Raw genomic sequence first — 18,596 nt, 5'->3', positions numbered from 1 at the left:
CCCCCGCAAGGAGGTGGCGGGCTAACCCCTAAATGCGACAAAAAGCAGCACAACGCAAGTAAACCCGCCACAGCTTGACGCGATGAGCCGACCAAGGAAGCCCCTGGCCAGCCCCACGCATCAACCTTGACGACGGCGGCGAGCAGCCACGCCGACAGCCGCTACACCCAGCGCCATCAGGGCATAGGTGGATGGCTCAGGCACAGCCACCGTGACCTTGGTGGTGATGGTGCCGAAGTCGGTCACAGTCTGCAGAGCGCCCTTACCCAAGGACAACAAGCCCAGAGACTGCACGAAGGTGTTGAAGCCACCTGTGGTGATCTGCAGCCCCGAGATGGTGCTCAGGGTCTGGTTGGTCCCGACCACAAAGGTGTCTTGCACCACAGGGTTGACGATGTCCCACAGGTAGTAGTTCGACAGGGTGCCAACACCGTTGCCGCCGATGACGGTGGCATAGACCTTCTTGTTGACCAGGTCGACGTTCAGGTCACCCACCGTCAGGAAGCCACCGCTCGACACGCCCTTGAGCACAGGCGAGTTTTGAGTGGCACCACCGGTCACGGCCACCGAGATGTACTTGTTGGTGGCACTGTCGATCACGGCGCTGGCAACCTTGGCGGTAGCCGACACCTCGGTGTAGAAGCCGTCGACGTCCTTGGTCGCAGTGGCAACACCACCGTTCCAGGACGAAACCGTGACCTTGCCGGTGTCCAGAGCCGCCATCAGATCGGCACTGAACGACAAGGTACCCGCCCCTTCCACCAGGGTCAGGCCGTTCAGCGAGCCCCCAACTGGAACGGTGACAGCGGCAGCGCTGGCGGCGCCTGCCGCGACAAATGCCGCGGCGGAAACGATGCTCTTGATTGCAAATTTCATGTCTCTATCTCTCCACTTGTTTGCGGCCCTTTGGCTTGACTTCTTTTTGTGCTGAGCCGAAGGCATCCGCCTGTTCCTTCAACTCGCCTCAGACGACTTTCGCCTGCACGGTCAAAGAATAACGAGACACGATCAATGCAAACAATTCACCCCACTCGCCAACTCACCCCTTTCACCCAACTTGATTTGCGTTAAAAATTCCCAGTTCGCAAAAAGCGCGAGCTAACCAGAACAGGACTAACCCGAACGGGCTTATTTCAAGCGCACCTTCGCAAACTTGCGCTTGCCTACCTGTACGACGTATTCACCTGCCGCGAGCTTCAAACCCTTGTCACTGACGGCATCGGAATTGACGCGAATGCCCCCCTGATCGATGAGGCGATTGGCCTCACTGGTCGAGGCCACCAAGCCCGCCTGCTTCAACAGCGCACCGATCCCCAAAGGCGCACCGTCGGCCAACGACAGATCGACTTCGGGAATGTCGTCGGGCACCCCCCCTCGGGCGCGGTTGGTGAAGTCGGCCAGGGCGGCGTCGGCCGCCGCAGCACTGTGGAAGCGAGTCACGATTTCCTGCGCCAACATGACCTTCGCGTCACGCGGGTTGCGGCCGGCAGCACACTCGGCCTTCAACACCGCGATCTCGTCCAGAGGGCGGAAGCTCAACAAGGTGAAGTACTTCCACATCAGGTCATCGCTGATGCTCATGAGCTTGCCAAACATGGTGTTGCCTGGTTCGCTGATGCCGATGTAGTTGTTCTTCGACTTCGACATCTTGTCCACGCCGTCCAGGCCCTCCAGCAAAGGCATGGTCAAAATGCACTGAGGCTCCTGGCCGTACTCCGCCTGCAGGTGACGCCCCATCAGCAAATTGAATTTCTGGTCCGTCCCACCCAACTCCAGATCCGACTTCAGCGCGACCGAGTCATAGCCTTGCATCAAGGGATACAGGAACTCGTGCACGCTGATGGGGGTACCCGCCTTGAAGCGCTTGGTGAAGTCATCGCGCTCCATCATGCGGGCCACCGTGTAGCGGGATGCCAGTTGAATCATGCCGCGCGCGCCCAGTGCGTCACACCATTCACTGTTGTAGCGAATTTCCGTCCGCTCGGGGTCAAGAACCAGACTGGCTTGCCGATAGTACGTTTCTGCATTCTCTTTGACCTGCTCGGCAGTCAGAGGTGGACGCGTGGTATTGCGCCCGGACGGATCACCAATCAGGGATGTGAAGTCACCGATCAGAAAAATGACGGTGTGCCCCAAATCCTGAAGCTGCCGTAGCTTGTTGAGCACCACGGTATGACCCAGGTGAATGTCTGGCGCGGTGGGATCGAGCCCCAGCTTGATACGCAAGGGCGTGCCGGTCGCCTCGGAGCGAGCCAGCTTGCGAACCCACTCGCCCTCGGGCAGCAATTCCTCGCAGCCACGCTGCGTCACCGCAACCGCTTCACGCACGCGATCGGTGATCGGAAAATCTGGCTGGGTTTGTTGAGGTTTTTCAGAATGCGACATGATCGACCGATCAGTGAAAATGATGAGATTGCCGGGCCTTTGGCCAACGCTATACTCGGCGCAGTTGACCAGCTCGACAGCCTGATGGTTGGGGGCAGATTCTAGGGGACAGCCCCCAAGCAGTGGGAATTCCAGTTTTGACGTCCAACAAGTTGAACCAAGCGAAGCAGGCAGACGCCCTGACTCGGATGACAGAAATGGCCAGCCGCATTCAAGCGGCTGTGCACCGTCATCCTCGCCGTATCAGCGCGGCTGTCATGCTGCTGATGGCTGGCACCGCAGTGACTGCCTTTGGTGTGGCCCCCTTGTCGGCTCTGCCTGAGGCCGCCACGCCCACCATCACCGAATTTTCTCAAGCCCTGCCTTTGCCTGAGTTGCCTCAGCAACTCGCCCGCCTCGACGAGCAATCGTTCGTTCTGTATCGCAGCGAAGTCACCCGCCCGTCGGACACGGTCGACAGCTTGCTCAAACGTCTGGGCGTAGATGATGCCGCGGCCGCTCAATTCTTGCGCACCGACCCTACCGCCGCCTCGCTGCTGCAAGGCCGCGCGGGCAAGCTGGCCCAGGCCTCGGTCACAGACGGCCGCCTGACCCAACTCATTGTTCGTGGGCCTGCAGCATCGAATGACCAGTGGGACACGCATTTCACGCGTCTGACCATCGAGCGGGTGGAGCAGCAGGGATCGGTTTCCTGGAAAGCCCACCAGGAACAAGTCAAGCTCGACGTCACCCCGCAACTGGCCTCTGGCACGATCCAATCGTCGCTCTACCAGGCCGCCGATGACGCCAAGGTCCCAGACGCCGTCACCAACCAGATCGCCGAGATCTTTGGCAGCGACATCGATTTCCGCCGTGAACTGCGCAAGGGTGACGCTTTCAGCGTGATCTATGAAGCCCACACCGCCGACGGACAACCCATCACTTGGGGCGCTTCGGCAGGGCGCGTGCTGGCCGCGCGCTTCATCAACAAAGACACCACCCACGACGCCATCTGGTTCCAGGAGCCTGGTCGCAAGGGAGCGTATTTCGACAGCAACGGCCGCAGCAAGACACGCGCATTCCTGGCTTCGCCACTGGCGTTCTCTCGCGTCACATCCGGCTTTGCGATGCGCTTTCACCCTGTGCTGCAAAGCTGGCGCGCCCACCTGGGGGTCGATTACGGCGCCCCAACCGGCACGCCCGTGCGTAGCGTGGGCGACGCCGTGGTGGCCTTTGCAGGACAACAAAACGGCTACGGCAACGTCGTACACCTGCAGCACGCCGGTGATCGCATGACCGTTTACGCTCATTTGAGCCGCATCGATGTCCGCCGCGGTCAGCGCGTGGAACAAGGCCAACTGATCGGCGCGGTCGGCGCGACTGGCTGGGCCACCGGACCGCACCTGCATTTCGAGTTCAAAATCGCCGGCAAGCAAGTCGACCCGATGGTGATCGCTCGCGCCTCCGAGAGCCTGCAACTGTCGCCGCTCGCACTGACCCAGTTCCGCCAACGCGTTGGCACCCTGACGCCAGGCCTCAACACCGCTGGCGAACAGCGACTGGCCGGCGCGGCTTCCGGCCCACGCTTTGAGTAACGCTCCCGCCCTGTTCATTGGCCTGATGTCTGGCACATCGCTGGACGGGGTCGATGGTGTGCTGGTTCGAATGAGCGCCGACACGTGGGAAACCTTGGGCCACGCCCACACCCCCTTCCCGGCCACCCTGCGCGAGGCGCTGCTCAACCTCAACACGCCAGGCGGCAATGAACTGCATGAAGCTGCGCTGGCCTCACAGGCCCTGGCCGTGGTCTATGCACAGATCGTGCAGCAACTGTGTGAAGAACAGGACGTGCTGGCCACGGAGGTGCAAGCCATCGGGGCTCATGGCCAGACCGTTCGGCACCGCCCAGAACTGGGCTACACACTGCAACTCAATCAGCCCGCACTGCTGGCCGAACTGACCGGCATCGATGTCGTGGCAGATTTCCGTAGCCGAGATGTGGCCGCTGGCGGTCAAGGCGCCCCGCTGGTGCCGGCCTTTCACCAATCGGTGTTTGGCCAAAGTGACCGCACCGTGGTGGTGGTGAACATTGGCGGCATGTCAAACATCAGCATCTTGCGGCCCAACCGACCCCCGCTGGGCTTTGACTGCGGCCCCGGCAACGCGTTACTGGACGCCTGGTGTGAACTGCACACCGGCCAAGCCTTTGACGCGAACGGCGAATGGGGTGCTGGCGGTGAAGTCCATGAAGATTGGCTACACGACGCCTTGCAAGAGCCCTTTTTCGCCCTTCCCCCACCCAAGAGCACAGGACGCGATCTGTTCAACCGTCGCTGGCTGACTCAGTGGCTGGCCTCGCACGGACAGACCGATGGCCCGCAAGCGGACCCGCAATTGGCCCGAGACGTTCAAGCCACCTTGTGTGAGCTCAGCGCGCGTGCCATCAGCCTTGCCATCGCCACCCACGCCGCCGAAGCGCAAGACGTCATCGTGTGCGGAGGCGGTGCCCTGAATGCCGACTTGATGCGCCGCCTGAGCGAACAGCTGCCCGGCATGCGCGTGGCACCGTCAGACGCCTGGGGCATGGCCGCCACCCAAGTGGAAGCCGCAGCGTTTGCGTGGCTGGCATGGGCTCACGTGAATCGTCAGCCGGGCAATGTGCCAGAAGTAACGGGGGCTCGCGGCCCCCGTGTGTTGGGCGCGCTTTACCCAGCGCGCTGACCCGCCGCAAGCGGCCCGGTCGGGATCAGACTGAGAAGCTCGAACCGCAACCGCAGGTGGTCGAGGCATTCGGGTTGCGAATGACAAACTGCGACCCTTCCAGGTCATCCTTGTAGTCAATCTCGGCCCCCACCAGGTACTGCAGGCTCATGGCGTCGATCAGCAGGGTCACGCCATTCTTCTCCATCTTGGTGTCGTCTTCGTTGACGATTTCGTCGAAGGTGAAGCCGTACTGGAAACCAGAGCAGCCGCCACCTTGAACGAACACGCGCAATTTCAGATCAGGGTTGCCCTCTTCGGCCACCAGTTCTGCCACCTTGCCCGCCGCGCTGTCGGTGAAGATGATCGGGGCGGGAAACTCGTTCGAGGTATCGGGTGCGGCTTGAGCAGCAACAGTCATGGGTAACTCCGGGAAAAAATCGGCAGAACCAAATCCTTAGGGAATTGGTCAACTATGGCATCACTTTGCCACCATCGCAAAGCCCTGTCAAAGACACTGGTCAAAGACCGGGCGATGCATCAAGACAGAAAAATCAAGGCAGGACAGGCACCAGCGTCAGGCCCAGGTGCTCGTCGAGCCCGCACATGAGGTTCATGCACTGGACCGCCTGGCCAGCGGCGCCCTTGGTCAGGTTGTCTTCCACCACCAGCACCATCACCGTATCGGGTTGCGGCTTGTGCACGGCAATGCGAACCTGATTGCTGGCACGCACACTGCGGGTTTCGGGCGCACTGCCTGCTGGCAGCACATCCACAAAACGCTCCCCCTGATAACAGGACTCGAACAGCGCCTGCAGATCGGTGGCCTGCCCTTCGGCATTCAAACGCGCATACAAAGTGGAATGAATACCGCGGATGATGGGCAGCAGATGCGGCACGAACAGGCAGTTGACCGAGCTGTCGCCGGCCACCGCACGCAGTTGCTGGTTGATCTCCGGGCCGTGGCGATGGCCTTTGACCCCATAGGCCTTGAAGTTGTCAGCCGCTTCAGCCAGCAGGGTGTGCACCTCGGCCTTGCGTCCGGCTCCCGACACACCCGAGGCACAATTGGCGATCAGATGGGTGGGCTCAATCAGGCGATTGCGCAGCAAAGGCGCGAAACCCAGTTGAACCGAGGTGGGATAGCACCCTGGGTTACCAATCAGACGGGCCTTGCGGATGGCTTCGCGGTTCAACTCAGGCAAGCCATACACCGCCTCGGCCAGCAAGTCAGGGCAGCTATGGGGCATGCCATACCACTTCTCGAACTCGGCGACGTCTTTCAGGCGGAAGTCTGCGGCCAGATCGATGACCTTGACACCCGCGGCGAGCAGCTCACGCGCCTGCGCCATGGCCACGCCATGAGGGGTAGCAAAAAACACCACGTCACATTCAGTCAGGCGGGCATCGTCAGGAGTCACGAAGGCCAGGTCGACATGACCTCGCAGACTGGTGTACATGTCGGCCACCGGCAAGCCGGCTTCCTTGCGCGAGGTGATGGCCTGCAACTTGACCTGAGGGTGCTGCGACAGCAGTCGCAACAACTCCACCCCGGTGTAGCCCGTGCCACCCACAATGCCGACTTTGATCATCTGAAATCCTTTCTACGCTCCCCGACGAATCGAATCAGGGAAAACCGCCATTCTAGAAAAGACCAGGGCTTGCGCAAACCCTGAACGGCGCTTTCGGTACTTTTTCCTGATTTGTAACGCCCCTGTGAAGCGTGACGGGATGCACACACCAGCCCTCACGCCCGAACCGGAACGGTCGAAATACACACACGACTGTCTGATTCCTGTGGGCCCCATGCTGATCCGCCGCCAAATCCTGATCACCACCGTTGCGATTGCCACGTGCAACGCCAGCTGGGCGGTGCCCCTGTTCTCCCCATCGATGGCCGAGTACAACTGGTCGACCTCGGTGGTCCAGCTCAACATGCGCAACATCCACAATCAAGGCATCCTGGGCGAAGGGGTGATCGTGGGTTTGCTGGATACCGGCTTGAACCGAAGCAACCCCGAGTTTCTGAACAACCCCCGGGTCATGACCGGCTACAACGCCACCAACGGCAGCAGCGACGTCACAGACAGTGAGGGCCACGGCACCCACGTGGCTGGCATCGTGGGCGCACCCGGCAACGGTGTGGGGATGTACGGTGTCGCTCCTGGCGCAACACTTCTGCCAATCAAGGTTTTCAGTGGCAACCTGGCCCCAGCCTCGGCTGTCACTGCCGGCCTGGACTACGCCATGGCCCGCGGCGCCCGAGTCATCAACTTGAGCCTGGGCGCCACCAGCCCAACTGGAGACACCGGCCTGCGGCGCGTCGCCGCCACGAACAACGCGGTCGTGGTCATTGCAGCAGGCAACGACAGCGCAGCGTCTCCCAACTGGCCTAGCCGCTACGCCAAAGAAGGTTGGGCCAACGGCACCATCATCACCGTCGGCGCCGTAGACAGCAGCCGCAAGCTGGATGCGCGCTCAAACCGCGCCGGCGATCTGGCCCCCTTCTACCTGGTGGCACCAGGGGTGGGCATCATCTCGTCTTATGGCAACACTGTGGGCTACCTGACCGGGACCTCGATGGCGGCACCCGCCGTTTCCGGCGCTGCAGCCTTGCTGACCGGCTACTGGCCCTATCTCCGCGCCAATCAGGTCGCAGCCATCTTGCTCAACACCACCGACGACCTCGGGGCCCCAGGCATGGATGCGATCTATGGGCGCGGCATGCTCAACGTGAACCGCGCCCTGGCGCCGATTGGCAGCTTCACGTATCGAACCGTCAACGGCAACACCACCCGGATCAGTCTGCAAACGGCCGGGATGCGCAGTGGCCAGCCCGCAGTGGCGACCCCGTCGGCCTTCAAGGAAGTGGTCACGGAGGTGTTTGACGACTACGGTCGCAACTACACCAGCAATGAGGGTGCGGCCATGGCCGTTCACAGCGTCATGACCACTGACAGCGTGCTCGGGCGGGTCGATCGCCTGCTGGACACAGCTGAGTCCTTGCTGAAGGATGGCAGCACCCTGATGCGCTTGAATGTCCGCAATGCCAACTCGTACGCGCTGGCTGCGAACCGCAACGCCAACGCCTCCGGCGATCCCTGGAACCACGGTATCGAATCGTCCCAGAGCCTGGTGAGCTACCGCACCCGCGATGGCCGCGCCTTGAGCGTGGGCGACGGGGGCCTGTCTTCCCTGGCACTGGGACTCGCCAGCAGCCCGTGGGGCCAGCAACTGACCGGACTGGACAGCTTGCTGGGCAACCCCCTTGCCAATTTCGCACCACAACATCGATTCGCCGCACTGGGCATGCCCCTGAGCGCCGGATGGACCGCTCGGGTGGCCACGCTGCAGTCCAAACCCACTCAGGGCGCCTCAGGCGATGTAGCCCTGCTCGAGTTGACACACACCGGCCAACAACACGCCATCAATGTGTCGAGTGCCACGCTGGCCGAGCACGGATTGCTGGGCGGCTATTCGAACGCCGCCATGGGACTGAATCAATCCACCCACACCCAAGGGGTGACCGTGAGCGCCGCCTACCTACTGGCGCCGAAATGGGCCCTGGGAGGATCATGGAGCCTCACCCGCACCAGCGCGCCGCAGGCATCGGGCATGCTGGTGGCAGCCACCGACATCCGCTCGTCTGCGTTTGGCCTGGGGCTGACACGCAGTGACTGGCTCAGCACTGGAGACCGCTGGAGCTTCACCGTCAGCCGCCCCCTGGCAGCCCAATCCGGTCGATTGACTTACAACGTCATCAGCGCCGTTGACGATGCCGGTCGCCCCCAGTTCGAAAATCGCACCGTGGCGCTGCGCCCCCTCACACAAGAGTGGACCACTGAGGCCCGCTACGCGTTGGCCCTGCCACGCCTGGGCGGAACCGTGACCGCTGCCGTGGCCGTACGCGCCCACCCTGACCATGACGAAAACGCCTCAAGCCAATGGGTGATGGGCCTTCGCTACCAGCAAGCCTTCTGACATGAAAAAACCCGCCAGGGCTTGCGCCAAGGCGGGTTCTTGCTTCGTGAGAAGACTGGGGTAAGCGTCGATCAGCGCTTGCTGAACTGCTTACGACGACGAGCGCCGTGCAGACCGACCTTCTTACGTTCGACTTCACGTGCATCGCGAGTCACGAAGCCAGCGCGGCTCAGTTCAGGCTTCAATGCAGCGTCGAAATCGATCAGAGCGCGGGTCACGCCGTGGCGCACAGCGCCGGCTTGACCGGATTCGCCACCACCGTGCACGTTGACCTTGATGTCGAATGCTTCGACATTGTTGGTCAGTGCCAGAGGCTGCTTGACGATCATGATCGAGGTTTGACGGCCGAAATATTGTTCGACAGGCTTACCGTTGACGATGATCTGGCCAGTGCCCTTCTTGATGAAGACACGAGCCACAGAGGACTTGCGACGGCCAGTGCCGTAGTTCCAGTTACCAATCATGTGGCCGCTCCTTAGATTTCCAGGGCCTTGGGCTGCTGAGCGGCGTGCGGATGCTCGCTACCAGCGTAGACCTTCAGCTTCTTGATCATGGCGTAGCCCAGAGGACCCTTGGGCAGCATGCCCTTGACGGCCTTCTCGATGGCGCGGCCAGGGTGCTTGGCTTGCATGTCCTTGAACTTCGTGGCGTAGATGCCGCCAGGGAAGCCAGAGTGACGGTAGTACACCTTGTCGGTGGCCTTGGTGCCAGTGACGCGGATCTTGTCAGCGTTGACGATGACGATGAAATCGCCGGTGTCCACGTGAGGCGTGTAAATGGCCTTGTGCTTACCACGCAAACGGAGAGCAACTTCGCTGGCTACTCGTCCGAGCACCTTGTCGGTGGCGTCGATCACATACCACTCGTGCTTCACTTCGGCCGGCTTGGCGCTGAAGGTCTTCATGAGATTTCCTAGTTAAAAAACAGATTGACCGCTGCTCTTGGCGCCACTTCTTGAAACAACTTGGTGACCTCGCGAGCAACTTCAGCCAGACAGCACAGAGCTGCCAGACCAGCGCACCCCTGCCGAAAACGACAGACGCACACACGTTTCCCCGGCAATCAGAACGGGAATCCAGCAGTGTATCCGACTTTCTAGCCTTCAGGCAAGCGAGCACAATAGATTCAGCAGATTTGGCCTAGGTCAAGGCGAAGCCCCTCAAGCACCCTTGCCGAGCGCCGAAGTTCCCTGCATACTAGTATTTACCCTAGGCTACTGCACCATGACATGAACTCGGTGCACCATCCTGGAAAGGGGGGTCAGTTCCATGACTGCCGTTGACGACCGAAAGAATCTGGATAAATTTGGCCTGCAGGCCAACGCAAACGCCCCGGAAGGCAATGACACCAGCCCTAACGCACACGCGTCGGGCTGGGTGCCCATTCGCGATCTGCACGCTCGTCATCGCCACCGGATTCTGGACCACCTGCTTCAACTGGAAGAGCACGACCGCTACTTGCGCTTTGGCAGCCACATTCAGAAGGAACAACTGAGCAAGTATGTGGCCTCGATCGACTTCAAGCGCGACGAGGTGTTTGGCATCTTCAATCGCAAACTGCAACTGATCGCCCTGGCCCACTTGGCCGCCATGCCGGGCGTGGCCTCGCAACGCGGCCACGCCATGGAATTTGGCGTATCCGTGCTGCCCGAGGCTCGAGGCAAGGGAATGGGATTGCGTTTGTTTCAACATGCCATCACCCACGCACGCAATCGGCATGCCAGCCACCTGATGATTCACGCCCTGTCGGAAAACGCCCCCATGCTTCGCATTGCCGCGAAGTGCGGCGCCACCGTGGAAAAGGACGGCATGGACGCCGAAGCCTGGCTGAAGTTGCCACCAGACACGGTGGGCACCCACCTCGACAGTTCCCTGCAATCGCTGGCAGCCGAGGTGATTTACCGGGTCAAGCACCGCGTGATGCACATCAGCGACTGGTTGCGCTTGATGCTGTCGGCTGGCTGACCCTGGATCACCCCCTTCGGCGCACCAGGCTGGGGAGCAAGCCCTTTGTCCGTTAACATTTCCTCATCTGCGGAGGAAGTGGAATGGCAGTGAACCCGATTGTGTGGGGCTTGGTGGTTTTGGCCCTGGCTGGTGGCAGCTTGCTGGGCTGGCATTGGCGTGGCAAGCGGGATCAGGCCGTTCGCCGCTCGTGGCCCGAGCAATGGAATCTGAACGCGCGCCCACTCTTCACGGTGCACGAACGGGCCCTGTATCGCGAACTGACCCAGGCCCTCCCCCAACACGTGATCATGGCCAAAGTGAGCCTGCTGCGGTTCTGCCACTCCGCAGACGAGCGCGATGCACGCGCCTGGTACGAAAGACTGCACCCGTTGCACGTGTCATTTGTGATCTGCACGCCCAACGGCACAGTCATCTCGGCCATTGATGTGGAACACGGCGGCAAGACCTCGTCGTCACAGCGCAATTTGCGACTGAAGGAAGGGGTGCTGGAGGCATGCCGTATTCGCTACGTGCGCTGCCACCCGGGCCAATGGCCGAGCACCGACAAAATGGCCACCTGGGCCTTGGGACAGGCCAGCGGCTCGGCGACCGAAATGCCGCGGGTCAGACCCTCCACCCAGGAAGCCCTGAACAGTGCTGGCCACCAACTGGCCAACAAATTGAAGCAACGCCGAGCCGAGCGCCAAGGCAAATGGAGCGAGTCGGGCTTCACGCAAGATTCGTTCTTCGCGTTCGACAGCCGATACGACCATGTCACCGCGGCCAACTCGGCTCCGGTGCCGCTGGACGAGGCGCAAGCGCCCCGCCCCGCCTCGCCTGTCAGGCCGTCACCAGAATCGAATTGACACGACGCACGTAGGCGGCCGGATCTTCGAGGTTCCCGCCTTCAGCCAACACAGCCTGATCAAACAGGATGTGCGCCAGGTCATCGAAGCGCTCGGTCGTATCGAGCTTCTTGACCAAGGGATGCGCTGGGTTGACTTCCAGAATGGGCTTGGCGTTAGGGGCCTCTTGGCCGGCCTGCTTCAGCAAGCGCGCCAAATGAGCACTGACGTCGTGTTCATCCACCACCAGACAGGCCGGTGAATCGACCAGACGGGTGGTCACCCGGACTTCCTTGGCGCGCGCTTCCAGCACCGACTTGAGGCGATCGAGCACAGGCTTGAACGATTCGGCGGCTTGTTCGGCCTCCTTCTTCTCGGCTTCGTCTTGCAGCTTGCCGAGGTCGACCGCGCCCTTGGCCACGCTTTGCAGCGAGTGCCCCTCGAACTCGTACAGGTGGGACAGCAGCCACTCGTCCACACGATCGGTCAGCAACAAGACCTCGATGCCCTTCTTCTTGAAGATTTCCAGTTGCGGGCTGTTCTTGGCCGCGGCCAATGAATCGGCGGTGATGACGTAGATCGCGTCTTGCCCCTCTTTCATGCGGCTGACGTAATCGGCCAGCGACACGCCTTTGTCGGCATGCGTGGAGGCAAAGCGGAACAGCTTGGCCAGGCGCTCGCGGTTGGCAAAGTCTTCGCCCATGCCTTCCTTGAGCACAGCCCCAAACTCATCCCAGAACGCAGCGTACTGATCGCGCTTGGCCTGGTCTTCGTTGTTGGCCAGGTCTTCCAGCATGGACAGAACACGCTTGGTACAGCCCTCCCGAATGGCCTTGACGTCGCGGCTTTCCTGCAAGATTTCGCGCGACACGTTGAGCGGCAAATCGGCACTGTCGACCACGCCCTTCACAAAGCGCAGATAGCTGGGCAGCAAGGCCTCAGCGTCGTCCATGATGAAGACGCGCTTGACATAGAGCTTCAGACCGCCGCGCTTGTCGCGGTTCCACAGGTCATATGGCGCCTTGGCAGGCACGTAGAGCAGTTGCGTGTACTCACTGCGGCCTTCGACTCGGTTGTGGGTGTAGGCCAGCGGGTCTTGCGTATCGTGGCTGATCTGCTTGTAGAACTCGTTGTATTGCTCAGGTGTGATGTCGCTCTTGGAACGTGTCCACAGCGCAGCGGCTTTGTTGACGGTTTCCCACTCGTCGCGGATGACGTACTCGCCCTTGTCCTTGTCCCACTCTTCCTTCTGCATCAGGATGGGCAGCGAGATGTGGTCGGAGTACTTGCCGATGATGCTGCGCAGCTTCCAGGCGGTGAGGTATTCGTCTTCGCCTTCACGCAGGTGCAGGATGATGTCGGTGCCGCGCGCAGGCTTGGTGATGGCCTCGACTTCAAAATCGCCTGTGCCTTCACTGCTCCAGCGCACGCCTTCTTCAGCCTTGAGGCCGGCACGACGCGACTCGACTGTGATGCGATCGGCGACGATGTAGCCACTGTAAAAGCCCACGCCGAATTGCCCAATGAGCTGGGCGTCCTTTTGCTGATCGCCAGACAGGCGGCCCATGAAGTCCTTGGTGCCCGACTTGGCGATGGTGCCCAAGTGGTCGATGGCCTCTTGCGCACTCATGCCGATGCCGTTGTCGCGGATGGTGAGGGTGCGTTGGGTCTTATCCACCAAGATCCGAACATCCAGATTGGGCGCGTCTTCGTACAACGCGCTGTTGTCCAAGGCCTCGAAGCGGAGCTTGTCGCACGCATCCGACGCATTGGAGATCAACTCGCGCAGGAAGATTTCCTTGTTGGAGTACAGCGAGTGAGTCACGAGGTGCAGCAGCTGCTTGACCTCTGCCTGGAAGGAATGGGTTTGCTTTTCCATGATCCGTTCTAAGTGCTTACCAATGAAGGGAATTGATGCGTTGGCGCAGATAGGGGCGCCGCACGACCTTTTCAAGGGCTGCGTCAATTTTTTGACAAGCACTTGCCAAACAAAAAATTTTCGGTATATACTTTCAGTCTCGTTGGCGCTTTAGCTCAGCCGGTTAGAGCGACGGAATCATAATCCGCAGGTCCGGGGTTCGAATCCCTGAAGCGCCACCAAAAATTCTCTAAGCGTGTCAACGACTTAGATGCAAAAGCCACCCTCGCGGTGGCTTTTTGTTTTTCCGAATGACATCGCCATGTCAGAGCAAATGCACCGGCACCTGTCAACCAGCATCATTTGGAGGGCAATCGAGCCGCTATTTTTTGCACTGCAGCGATGAGCCCAGGCCTACGCTCGAGGAATCTACCCACAGACTTCCCTCACGAGTAGGTCATGCTCAAGAATATCAAGCTGGTTCATTACTTCGGCGCGATCATTTTGTCGTTCTGGATTGCCTTTACCGCCCTGGCCGGGTTCGCATGGTGGGGCCTCAGCAGCAATGCCGACAGCCTTCACCAGGTGCACGACGATCGCATGGCCAAGGCCAACAAGCTGGGGCGAATGGCACAAAACGCCATCCGAAACCGCGCAGAAGTGTTGTTGATTTTCCAGCACGACCCACAAGGGCCGCTGCATTCGGCTCACGATCATGGGATTGATGCGCACTTCGACGCCTTCGCCAAGCGCCGAGCTGAAACCAACGCGCTGTGGAATGAAATCAAGAGCGCCAAAATGGACGCGCGGGAAAGCGAACTCGCTTCGCAACTCGACCAGTCACGCCAAGCCTGGGTCAGCCAAGCCAATGTTGCACTCGACTCGGTGAAAAGCGGCACCTTCAGCCCCAAGCTCATGGCCGACTACCTGAAAGCCGGCCGCACAGAAGGCGAGGCCATGATCCAGGCCATCAATGCCTTGCATGACTACCAGGAACAAGCCGCAGATGCCGCCGCTAAGGAGGCCGATGCGCGTCACGCACGAGCCATGTGGGTCTTCGCGCTGCTGGCCATTGGCATGGGTGTACCCGCCAGCATTGCCGCCGTCTATGTGCTCAACCGCATGAAGAGCGGCTTCAACCTGGCAGACGAAACCACCAAGAAAATTGCCTCAGGTGACCTGACCCAGTCTGTTACCACCGAAGGGGACGACGAAATTGCGCAGTTGCTCAACCACATGGAGACCATGCGCGGCAACCTGACCAAGGTGATTGCGCAAGTCCGCCATGCGGCCGACAGCATTCAGACAGCTTCGTCTGAAGTGGCTGCGGGCAATGCCGACCTGAGCCAACGCACCGAGCAGACCGCCAGCAACCTGCAGCAAACTGCCAGCTCGGCAGATCAACTGGCCGTGACCGTGAGCCAGAACGCCGACAACGCCCGCCAGGCGAATCAGCTGGCACAAGGCGCGTCGGAAGTGGCTACCCGAGGTGGCGAAGTGGTGGCCCAGGTGGTCGACACCATGAAGGGCATCAACGAAAGCTCCAAACGCATTGCCGACATCATCGGGGTCATTGATGGCATCGCGTTCCAGACCAACATTCTGGCGCTCAATGCCGCGGTGGAAGCCGCACGAGCAGGCGAACAGGGACGAGGCTTCGCTGTGGTGGCAGGCGAAGTGCGCTCCCTGGCTCAACGCTCGGCAGAAGCGGCTCGTGAGATCAAAGAGCTGATCGTGGCCAGCGTGGAACGGGTCGAAGAAGGCACACGCCAGGTCGATCAGGCAGGCGCCACCATGGACGAAGTGGTACGCGCCATCAGCCAGGTCAACAGCATCGTGGGCGAAATCAGCCAGGCCAGCATGGAACAGAGCGCAGGCGTGGCCCAGGTAGGCCAGGCCGTCAGCCGAATGGATGCAGCGACCCAGCAAAACGCTGCGCTGGTGGAGCAAAGTGCTGCTGCGGCAGAGAGCCTGAAGCAGCAAGCCGAGAGCCTGGTGTCAACGGTCGCCGCCTTCCGGCTGAACGGGCACGGCGGCTTCTGACAGCGCAGATCACAGACAATAGGGGGTCTTCATGGCCCCCTTTTTTCATGTCTCAACTGCCCGCCCTGATTCTCGCTGCCGGTCGCGGCGAACGCATGCGCCCGCTGACCGATCACACGCCCAAGCCGCTGCTGGAAGTGCGGGGCAAACCTCTGATCGAATGGCATCTGGAAGCCCTGGCCCGCGACGGCGTGAGCCATGTGGTGATCAACACTGCCCACTTGGAAGACCAGTTCCCCGAGCGTCTGGGAGACGGCAGCCGCTGGGGCTTGCGCATTGACTACTCGATGGAAGGGCGCGACCACGGCGGGGCGCTGGAAACCGCTGGCGGCATGGCCAAAGCCCTGCCCCTGCTGGGTGACGCCTTCTGGGTGGTGGCCGGTGATGTGTTCGTCCCTGACTTCACCTTCTCTGCCGCTGCTGCCCAGTCTTTCGCACAGAGCAACGACTGGGCTCGCATCTGGCTGGTGAACAACCCACCCCACGTGCCCAACGGCGACTTTGCCTTGAGCGGCGGGGATCGCGTCATCCGCAAAGACAACGCCACCGCCGATGCCCCCACCTACACCTATTCAACCATTGGCCTGTATCGCGCCAGCATGGTCGAGGGAGTGAAGGTGGGTGACAAGGCTGCGCTGCGCCCTTATCTGGAACGCGCCATTGACCAACGACGACTGGCTGGCACCATCTACGCGGGCGCGTGGACTGATGTGGGCACGCCCGAGCGCTTGAATGAACTCAATGCCGAGGTCGTGCGCTGACATGTTGCTGGGCACACACCTGACTGCCGATTTGACCGGGTGCAGAGCCGACCACCCCTGGATGATCGATGCCGAGGCTTTGCGGCAAACCTGCGCAGCCAGCATCGCTCAGGCCGGGCTGACATCGGTCGGACAGTGTTTCCATCAGTTCCAGCCACATGCTTCACACCAGGGGGCCGGCGTGACCGGGGTCATCTTGCTGGCGGAATCTCATCTGGCGGTACACACCTGGCCGGAACACGGCACCGTCACGATTGACATTTACGTGTGCCACTTGCTGCAAGACAACCAGCGCAAGGCCCAGCAGGTACTGGATCAACTGATTGAGGGCTTTGCCCCCAAGCGCGCTCATGTTCAATTGATTGAACGCCGAATTCCCGCCGACGCCAACACTTGAGCCGCGGCTCGCGCTCCGTGGGTGAAGGCTTCTTCAAACACCGAGTAGCCAGACAAATCGGCATGCGCAAACAGCAGTCGCCCCTGGTGGCTTTGTAAGGCCGCAAGCCCAGGGTGACTTCTGACACCCGGGACCGGGATGCTCATGGCATGCCCGTAGCGCATCAAATCGACACGCTCGACCAAACCAGGCAGGTCTGGATGCACTCGCGCCAGATCCATCAACACCCAACGCGCCCAATCAGCCCAGGGACGCCGAAGCAGCAGTTCGCGAAGCGCCTGCCCTTGTTTGGCACTATGCCCCCCCAAGGCCCAATAATGGGTCCACAGCATGGGCCCTGACACTTGAGACAGGCTTTGGTGGCGGGCATCGACATAGCCCAGCGATGGAACCGATACAGGCTCGCTTCCAGCATGAGTGAAAGCCACGTTGTCCCACGCCCGCGCCACACCAGAGCGATCACGCAAGCCCTCTTTCAGCAAGACATTGCTGACCAGCCACGGCGCATATTGCATGTGAGGCACCAGCGCATCCAAGGCCGCATGGCCAAGTCGAAGCAGGCGCCGCGCCACAAACAAGGGCACCGCCAGAACCACCTGTTTGGCTGACCACTGACGCATCTGGCGCAAGCGTCCATCCCACACCCGGACCGTGACTGCGTGGCGCCCCTCCTCGACCGACACGGCCAGCTGCTCTGGCTGCCAGCGATCGCCCAGGCCTTGCGCGAGCTTCTGAGTCAGCCAGCCATTGCCTTGTGGCCAAGTCAGCACCGGGTCATGTGACTCGGCCTGGGCTGGCCATTCGAAACCGTGGCGGCTGGCGAAGTAATGGATGCCCGCCCAAGCTGAGACGCGAGCCAGGCCGGCACCGAAGTCATCGCGACAGGCATAGTCGAGCAGCCATAGCAGTGGCGCGCTGCTGAAACCTTCCTGGTTCAGCCATTGCGCAAAGCTGATGCGATCCAGCGCCTCCAGGCCCGCGCTCCAGGCGCGCCGCCAAGTGGGCATGGCAAAGCCCAGGTCGACCTGCATGCGAGTGATGCGCTCGCTGAACCGTCGGTACTCTGCCTCGTCAGAGGCCTGCAAGCCCACTTGGGGCACCACCCCATCCTGCCACTGCCCGCTGGCCCAGAAGCCGCGAGGAGCCAAAGCAGACAACCCGCCATCCGGCACGAACAAGCGCTCTTGCGCGCTGTGGCAAAGGTATCGCTCATCGCCTACCCAGCGACCGTGCTCATGGCGAATCAGGCCAATGGCCTCCAACCACCGGGCTACCTCGGAGGCCTCGGGCCCCGGCAAAGGCAGATAGTGCGCCCCCAGGGGACAGGGCATGCCCCCGATGTCATGACCCCGTGCATTCCCACCCGGCTGCGCCTCCAGATCCAGCACGATCACATCATCCAGACCGGCATCAATCAAATGCCGAGCGGCCGACAAGCCAGCCACCCCAGCCCCAATCACCAAGGTATGAGTTGATCGCGCTACCCCTGTGGCATGCTCGGGAAGCTTGCCGTCGCGCCACGCATGCGCCGCGTCATGCCGCGCACCAACCCAGCCGCCCCCCAGATTTTCCGGCATGTCACTGATGCCGGACTTTTCACACCCCACCAATCCGGTGCCTAGCCCGGCCAGCCAAGGCATCGCCCCCAATCGCAGCAGGCAGTCACGCCTCGACAGGGGCGTAGCAGCTGTCATGGCCAAT

16 protein-coding genes and 1 tRNA gene are annotated in these 18,596 nt (G+C 61.2%); 9 read left to right on the top strand and 8 right to left on the bottom strand.

The features are described 5' to 3' along the window. Window positions 1-120: 120 nt before the first annotated feature. Both VFW72_RS06020 and tyrS read right to left on the bottom strand, forming a co-directional pair. Entirely contained in the window at window positions 121-876 is a 756-nt protein-coding gene (locus VFW72_RS06020) for a PEP-CTERM sorting domain-containing protein (RefSeq protein ID WP_329673375.1), read from the bottom strand. 252 nt (window positions 877-1,128) lie between these two features. Next, window positions 1,129-2,385, bottom strand: coding sequence for a tyrosine--tRNA ligase (gene tyrS, locus VFW72_RS06015; protein ID WP_329673374.1), 1,257 nt, complete (start codon window positions 2,383-2,385; stop codon window positions 1,129-1,131). A gap of 197 nt (window positions 2,386-2,582) precedes the next feature. Between tyrS and VFW72_RS06010 the strand changes: the two genes are divergently transcribed. Continuing rightward, on the top strand, window positions 2,583-3,959 hold the full coding sequence (locus VFW72_RS06010; RefSeq protein WP_329673373.1) for a M23 family metallopeptidase: 1,377 nt from the start codon (window positions 2,583-2,585) through the stop codon (window positions 3,957-3,959). Continuing rightward, the gene (locus VFW72_RS06005) at window positions 3,952-5,085 is read left to right on the top strand and encodes an anhydro-N-acetylmuramic acid kinase (RefSeq protein ID WP_329673372.1); all 1,134 of its coding nucleotides are present in this window, start codon (window positions 3,952-3,954) and stop codon (window positions 5,083-5,085) included. The genes VFW72_RS06010 and VFW72_RS06005 overlap by 8 nt, the downstream gene beginning before the upstream one ends. A gap of 25 nt (window positions 5,086-5,110) precedes the next feature. On the opposite strand, the gene erpA is transcribed toward VFW72_RS06005, so the two are convergent. Together erpA and argC are read right to left on the bottom strand one after the other, a co-directional pair. Next, on the bottom strand, window positions 5,111-5,485 hold the full coding sequence (gene erpA, locus VFW72_RS06000) for an iron-sulfur cluster insertion protein ErpA (protein ID WP_329673371.1): 375 nt from the start codon (window positions 5,483-5,485) through the stop codon (window positions 5,111-5,113). Between the two features lie 133 nt (window positions 5,486-5,618). Further along, complete coding sequence (gene argC, locus VFW72_RS05995) at window positions 5,619-6,656, bottom strand: N-acetyl-gamma-glutamyl-phosphate reductase (RefSeq protein WP_329673370.1); 1,038 nt, start codon at window positions 6,654-6,656, stop codon at window positions 5,619-5,621. A 139-nt stretch (window positions 6,657-6,795) separates the two neighbouring features. On the opposite strand from argC, the gene VFW72_RS05990 reads away from it, so the two are divergent. Further along, window positions 6,796-9,045 carry a S8 family peptidase gene (locus VFW72_RS05990; RefSeq protein ID WP_329673369.1) on the top strand — a complete coding sequence of 750 codons (2,250 nt, stop codon included), beginning with the start codon at window positions 6,796-6,798 and terminating at the stop codon, window positions 9,043-9,045. A gap of 71 nt (window positions 9,046-9,116) precedes the next feature. On the opposite strand, the gene rpsI is transcribed toward VFW72_RS05990, so the two are convergent. Both rpsI and rplM read right to left on the bottom strand, forming a co-directional pair. Continuing rightward, on the bottom strand, window positions 9,117-9,509 hold the full coding sequence (rpsI, locus tag VFW72_RS05985; protein ID WP_329673368.1) for a 30S ribosomal protein S9: 393 nt from the start codon (window positions 9,507-9,509) through the stop codon (window positions 9,117-9,119). Between the two features lie 11 nt (window positions 9,510-9,520). Further along, window positions 9,521-9,949: a 50S ribosomal protein L13 gene (gene rplM / locus VFW72_RS05980; RefSeq protein ID WP_329673367.1), complete on the bottom strand. Its 429-nt coding sequence runs from the start codon at window positions 9,947-9,949 to the stop codon at window positions 9,521-9,523. A gap of 364 nt (window positions 9,950-10,313) precedes the next feature. Between rplM and VFW72_RS05975 the strand changes: the two genes are divergently transcribed. Continuing rightward, complete coding sequence (locus tag VFW72_RS05975) at window positions 10,314-11,009, top strand: GNAT family N-acetyltransferase (protein WP_329673366.1); 696 nt, start codon at window positions 10,314-10,316, stop codon at window positions 11,007-11,009. 83 nt (window positions 11,010-11,092) lie between these two features. Next, window positions 11,093-11,857 (top strand): DUF2726 domain-containing protein, encoded by a 765-nt coding sequence (locus tag VFW72_RS05970; RefSeq protein WP_329673365.1) that lies wholly within the window; start codon window positions 11,093-11,095, stop codon window positions 11,855-11,857. On the opposite strand, the gene htpG is transcribed toward VFW72_RS05970, so the two are convergent. Beyond that, window positions 11,832-13,715 (bottom strand): molecular chaperone HtpG, encoded by a 1,884-nt coding sequence (htpG, locus tag VFW72_RS05965; protein ID WP_329673364.1) that lies wholly within the window; start codon window positions 13,713-13,715, stop codon window positions 11,832-11,834. The two genes, VFW72_RS05970 and htpG, sit on opposite strands and share 26 nt — an antisense overlap. Before the next feature lie 144 nt (window positions 13,716-13,859). Here htpG and VFW72_RS05960 point away from each other — a divergent pair. The 4 genes from VFW72_RS05960 to speD all read left to right on the top strand — a co-directional run bounded on the left by VFW72_RS05960 (window position 13,860) and on the right by speD (window position 16,895). Next, window positions 13,860-13,936, top strand: a tRNA-Met gene (locus tag VFW72_RS05960). A gap of 217 nt (window positions 13,937-14,153) precedes the next feature. Continuing rightward, complete coding sequence (locus VFW72_RS05955; protein ID WP_329673363.1) at window positions 14,154-15,737, top strand: methyl-accepting chemotaxis protein; 1,584 nt, start codon at window positions 14,154-14,156, stop codon at window positions 15,735-15,737. A gap of 47 nt (window positions 15,738-15,784) precedes the next feature. Further along, a complete protein-coding gene (murU, locus tag VFW72_RS05950) occupies window positions 15,785-16,498 on the top strand; it encodes an N-acetylmuramate alpha-1-phosphate uridylyltransferase MurU (protein ID WP_329673362.1) in 714 nt (237 codons plus the stop codon). Next, on the top strand, window positions 16,479-16,895 hold the full coding sequence (speD, locus tag VFW72_RS05945; RefSeq protein ID WP_329673361.1) for an adenosylmethionine decarboxylase: 417 nt from the start codon (window positions 16,479-16,481) through the stop codon (window positions 16,893-16,895). Before murU ends, speD begins: the two co-directional genes overlap by 20 nt. Here speD and VFW72_RS05940 read toward each other — a convergent pair. Then, a complete protein-coding gene (locus tag VFW72_RS05940) occupies window positions 16,853-18,589 on the bottom strand; it encodes an FAD-dependent oxidoreductase (RefSeq protein WP_329673360.1) in 1,737 nt (578 codons plus the stop codon). The genes speD and VFW72_RS05940 overlap by 43 nt on opposite strands. Window positions 18,590-18,596: the final 7 nt, after the last annotated feature.

The organism is Aquabacterium sp. (assembly GCF_036273115.1).
GTDB lineage: Bacteria > Pseudomonadota > Gammaproteobacteria > Burkholderiales > Burkholderiaceae_C > Aquabacterium.
This window is presented reverse-complemented; position numbering and strand designations above follow the sequence as displayed.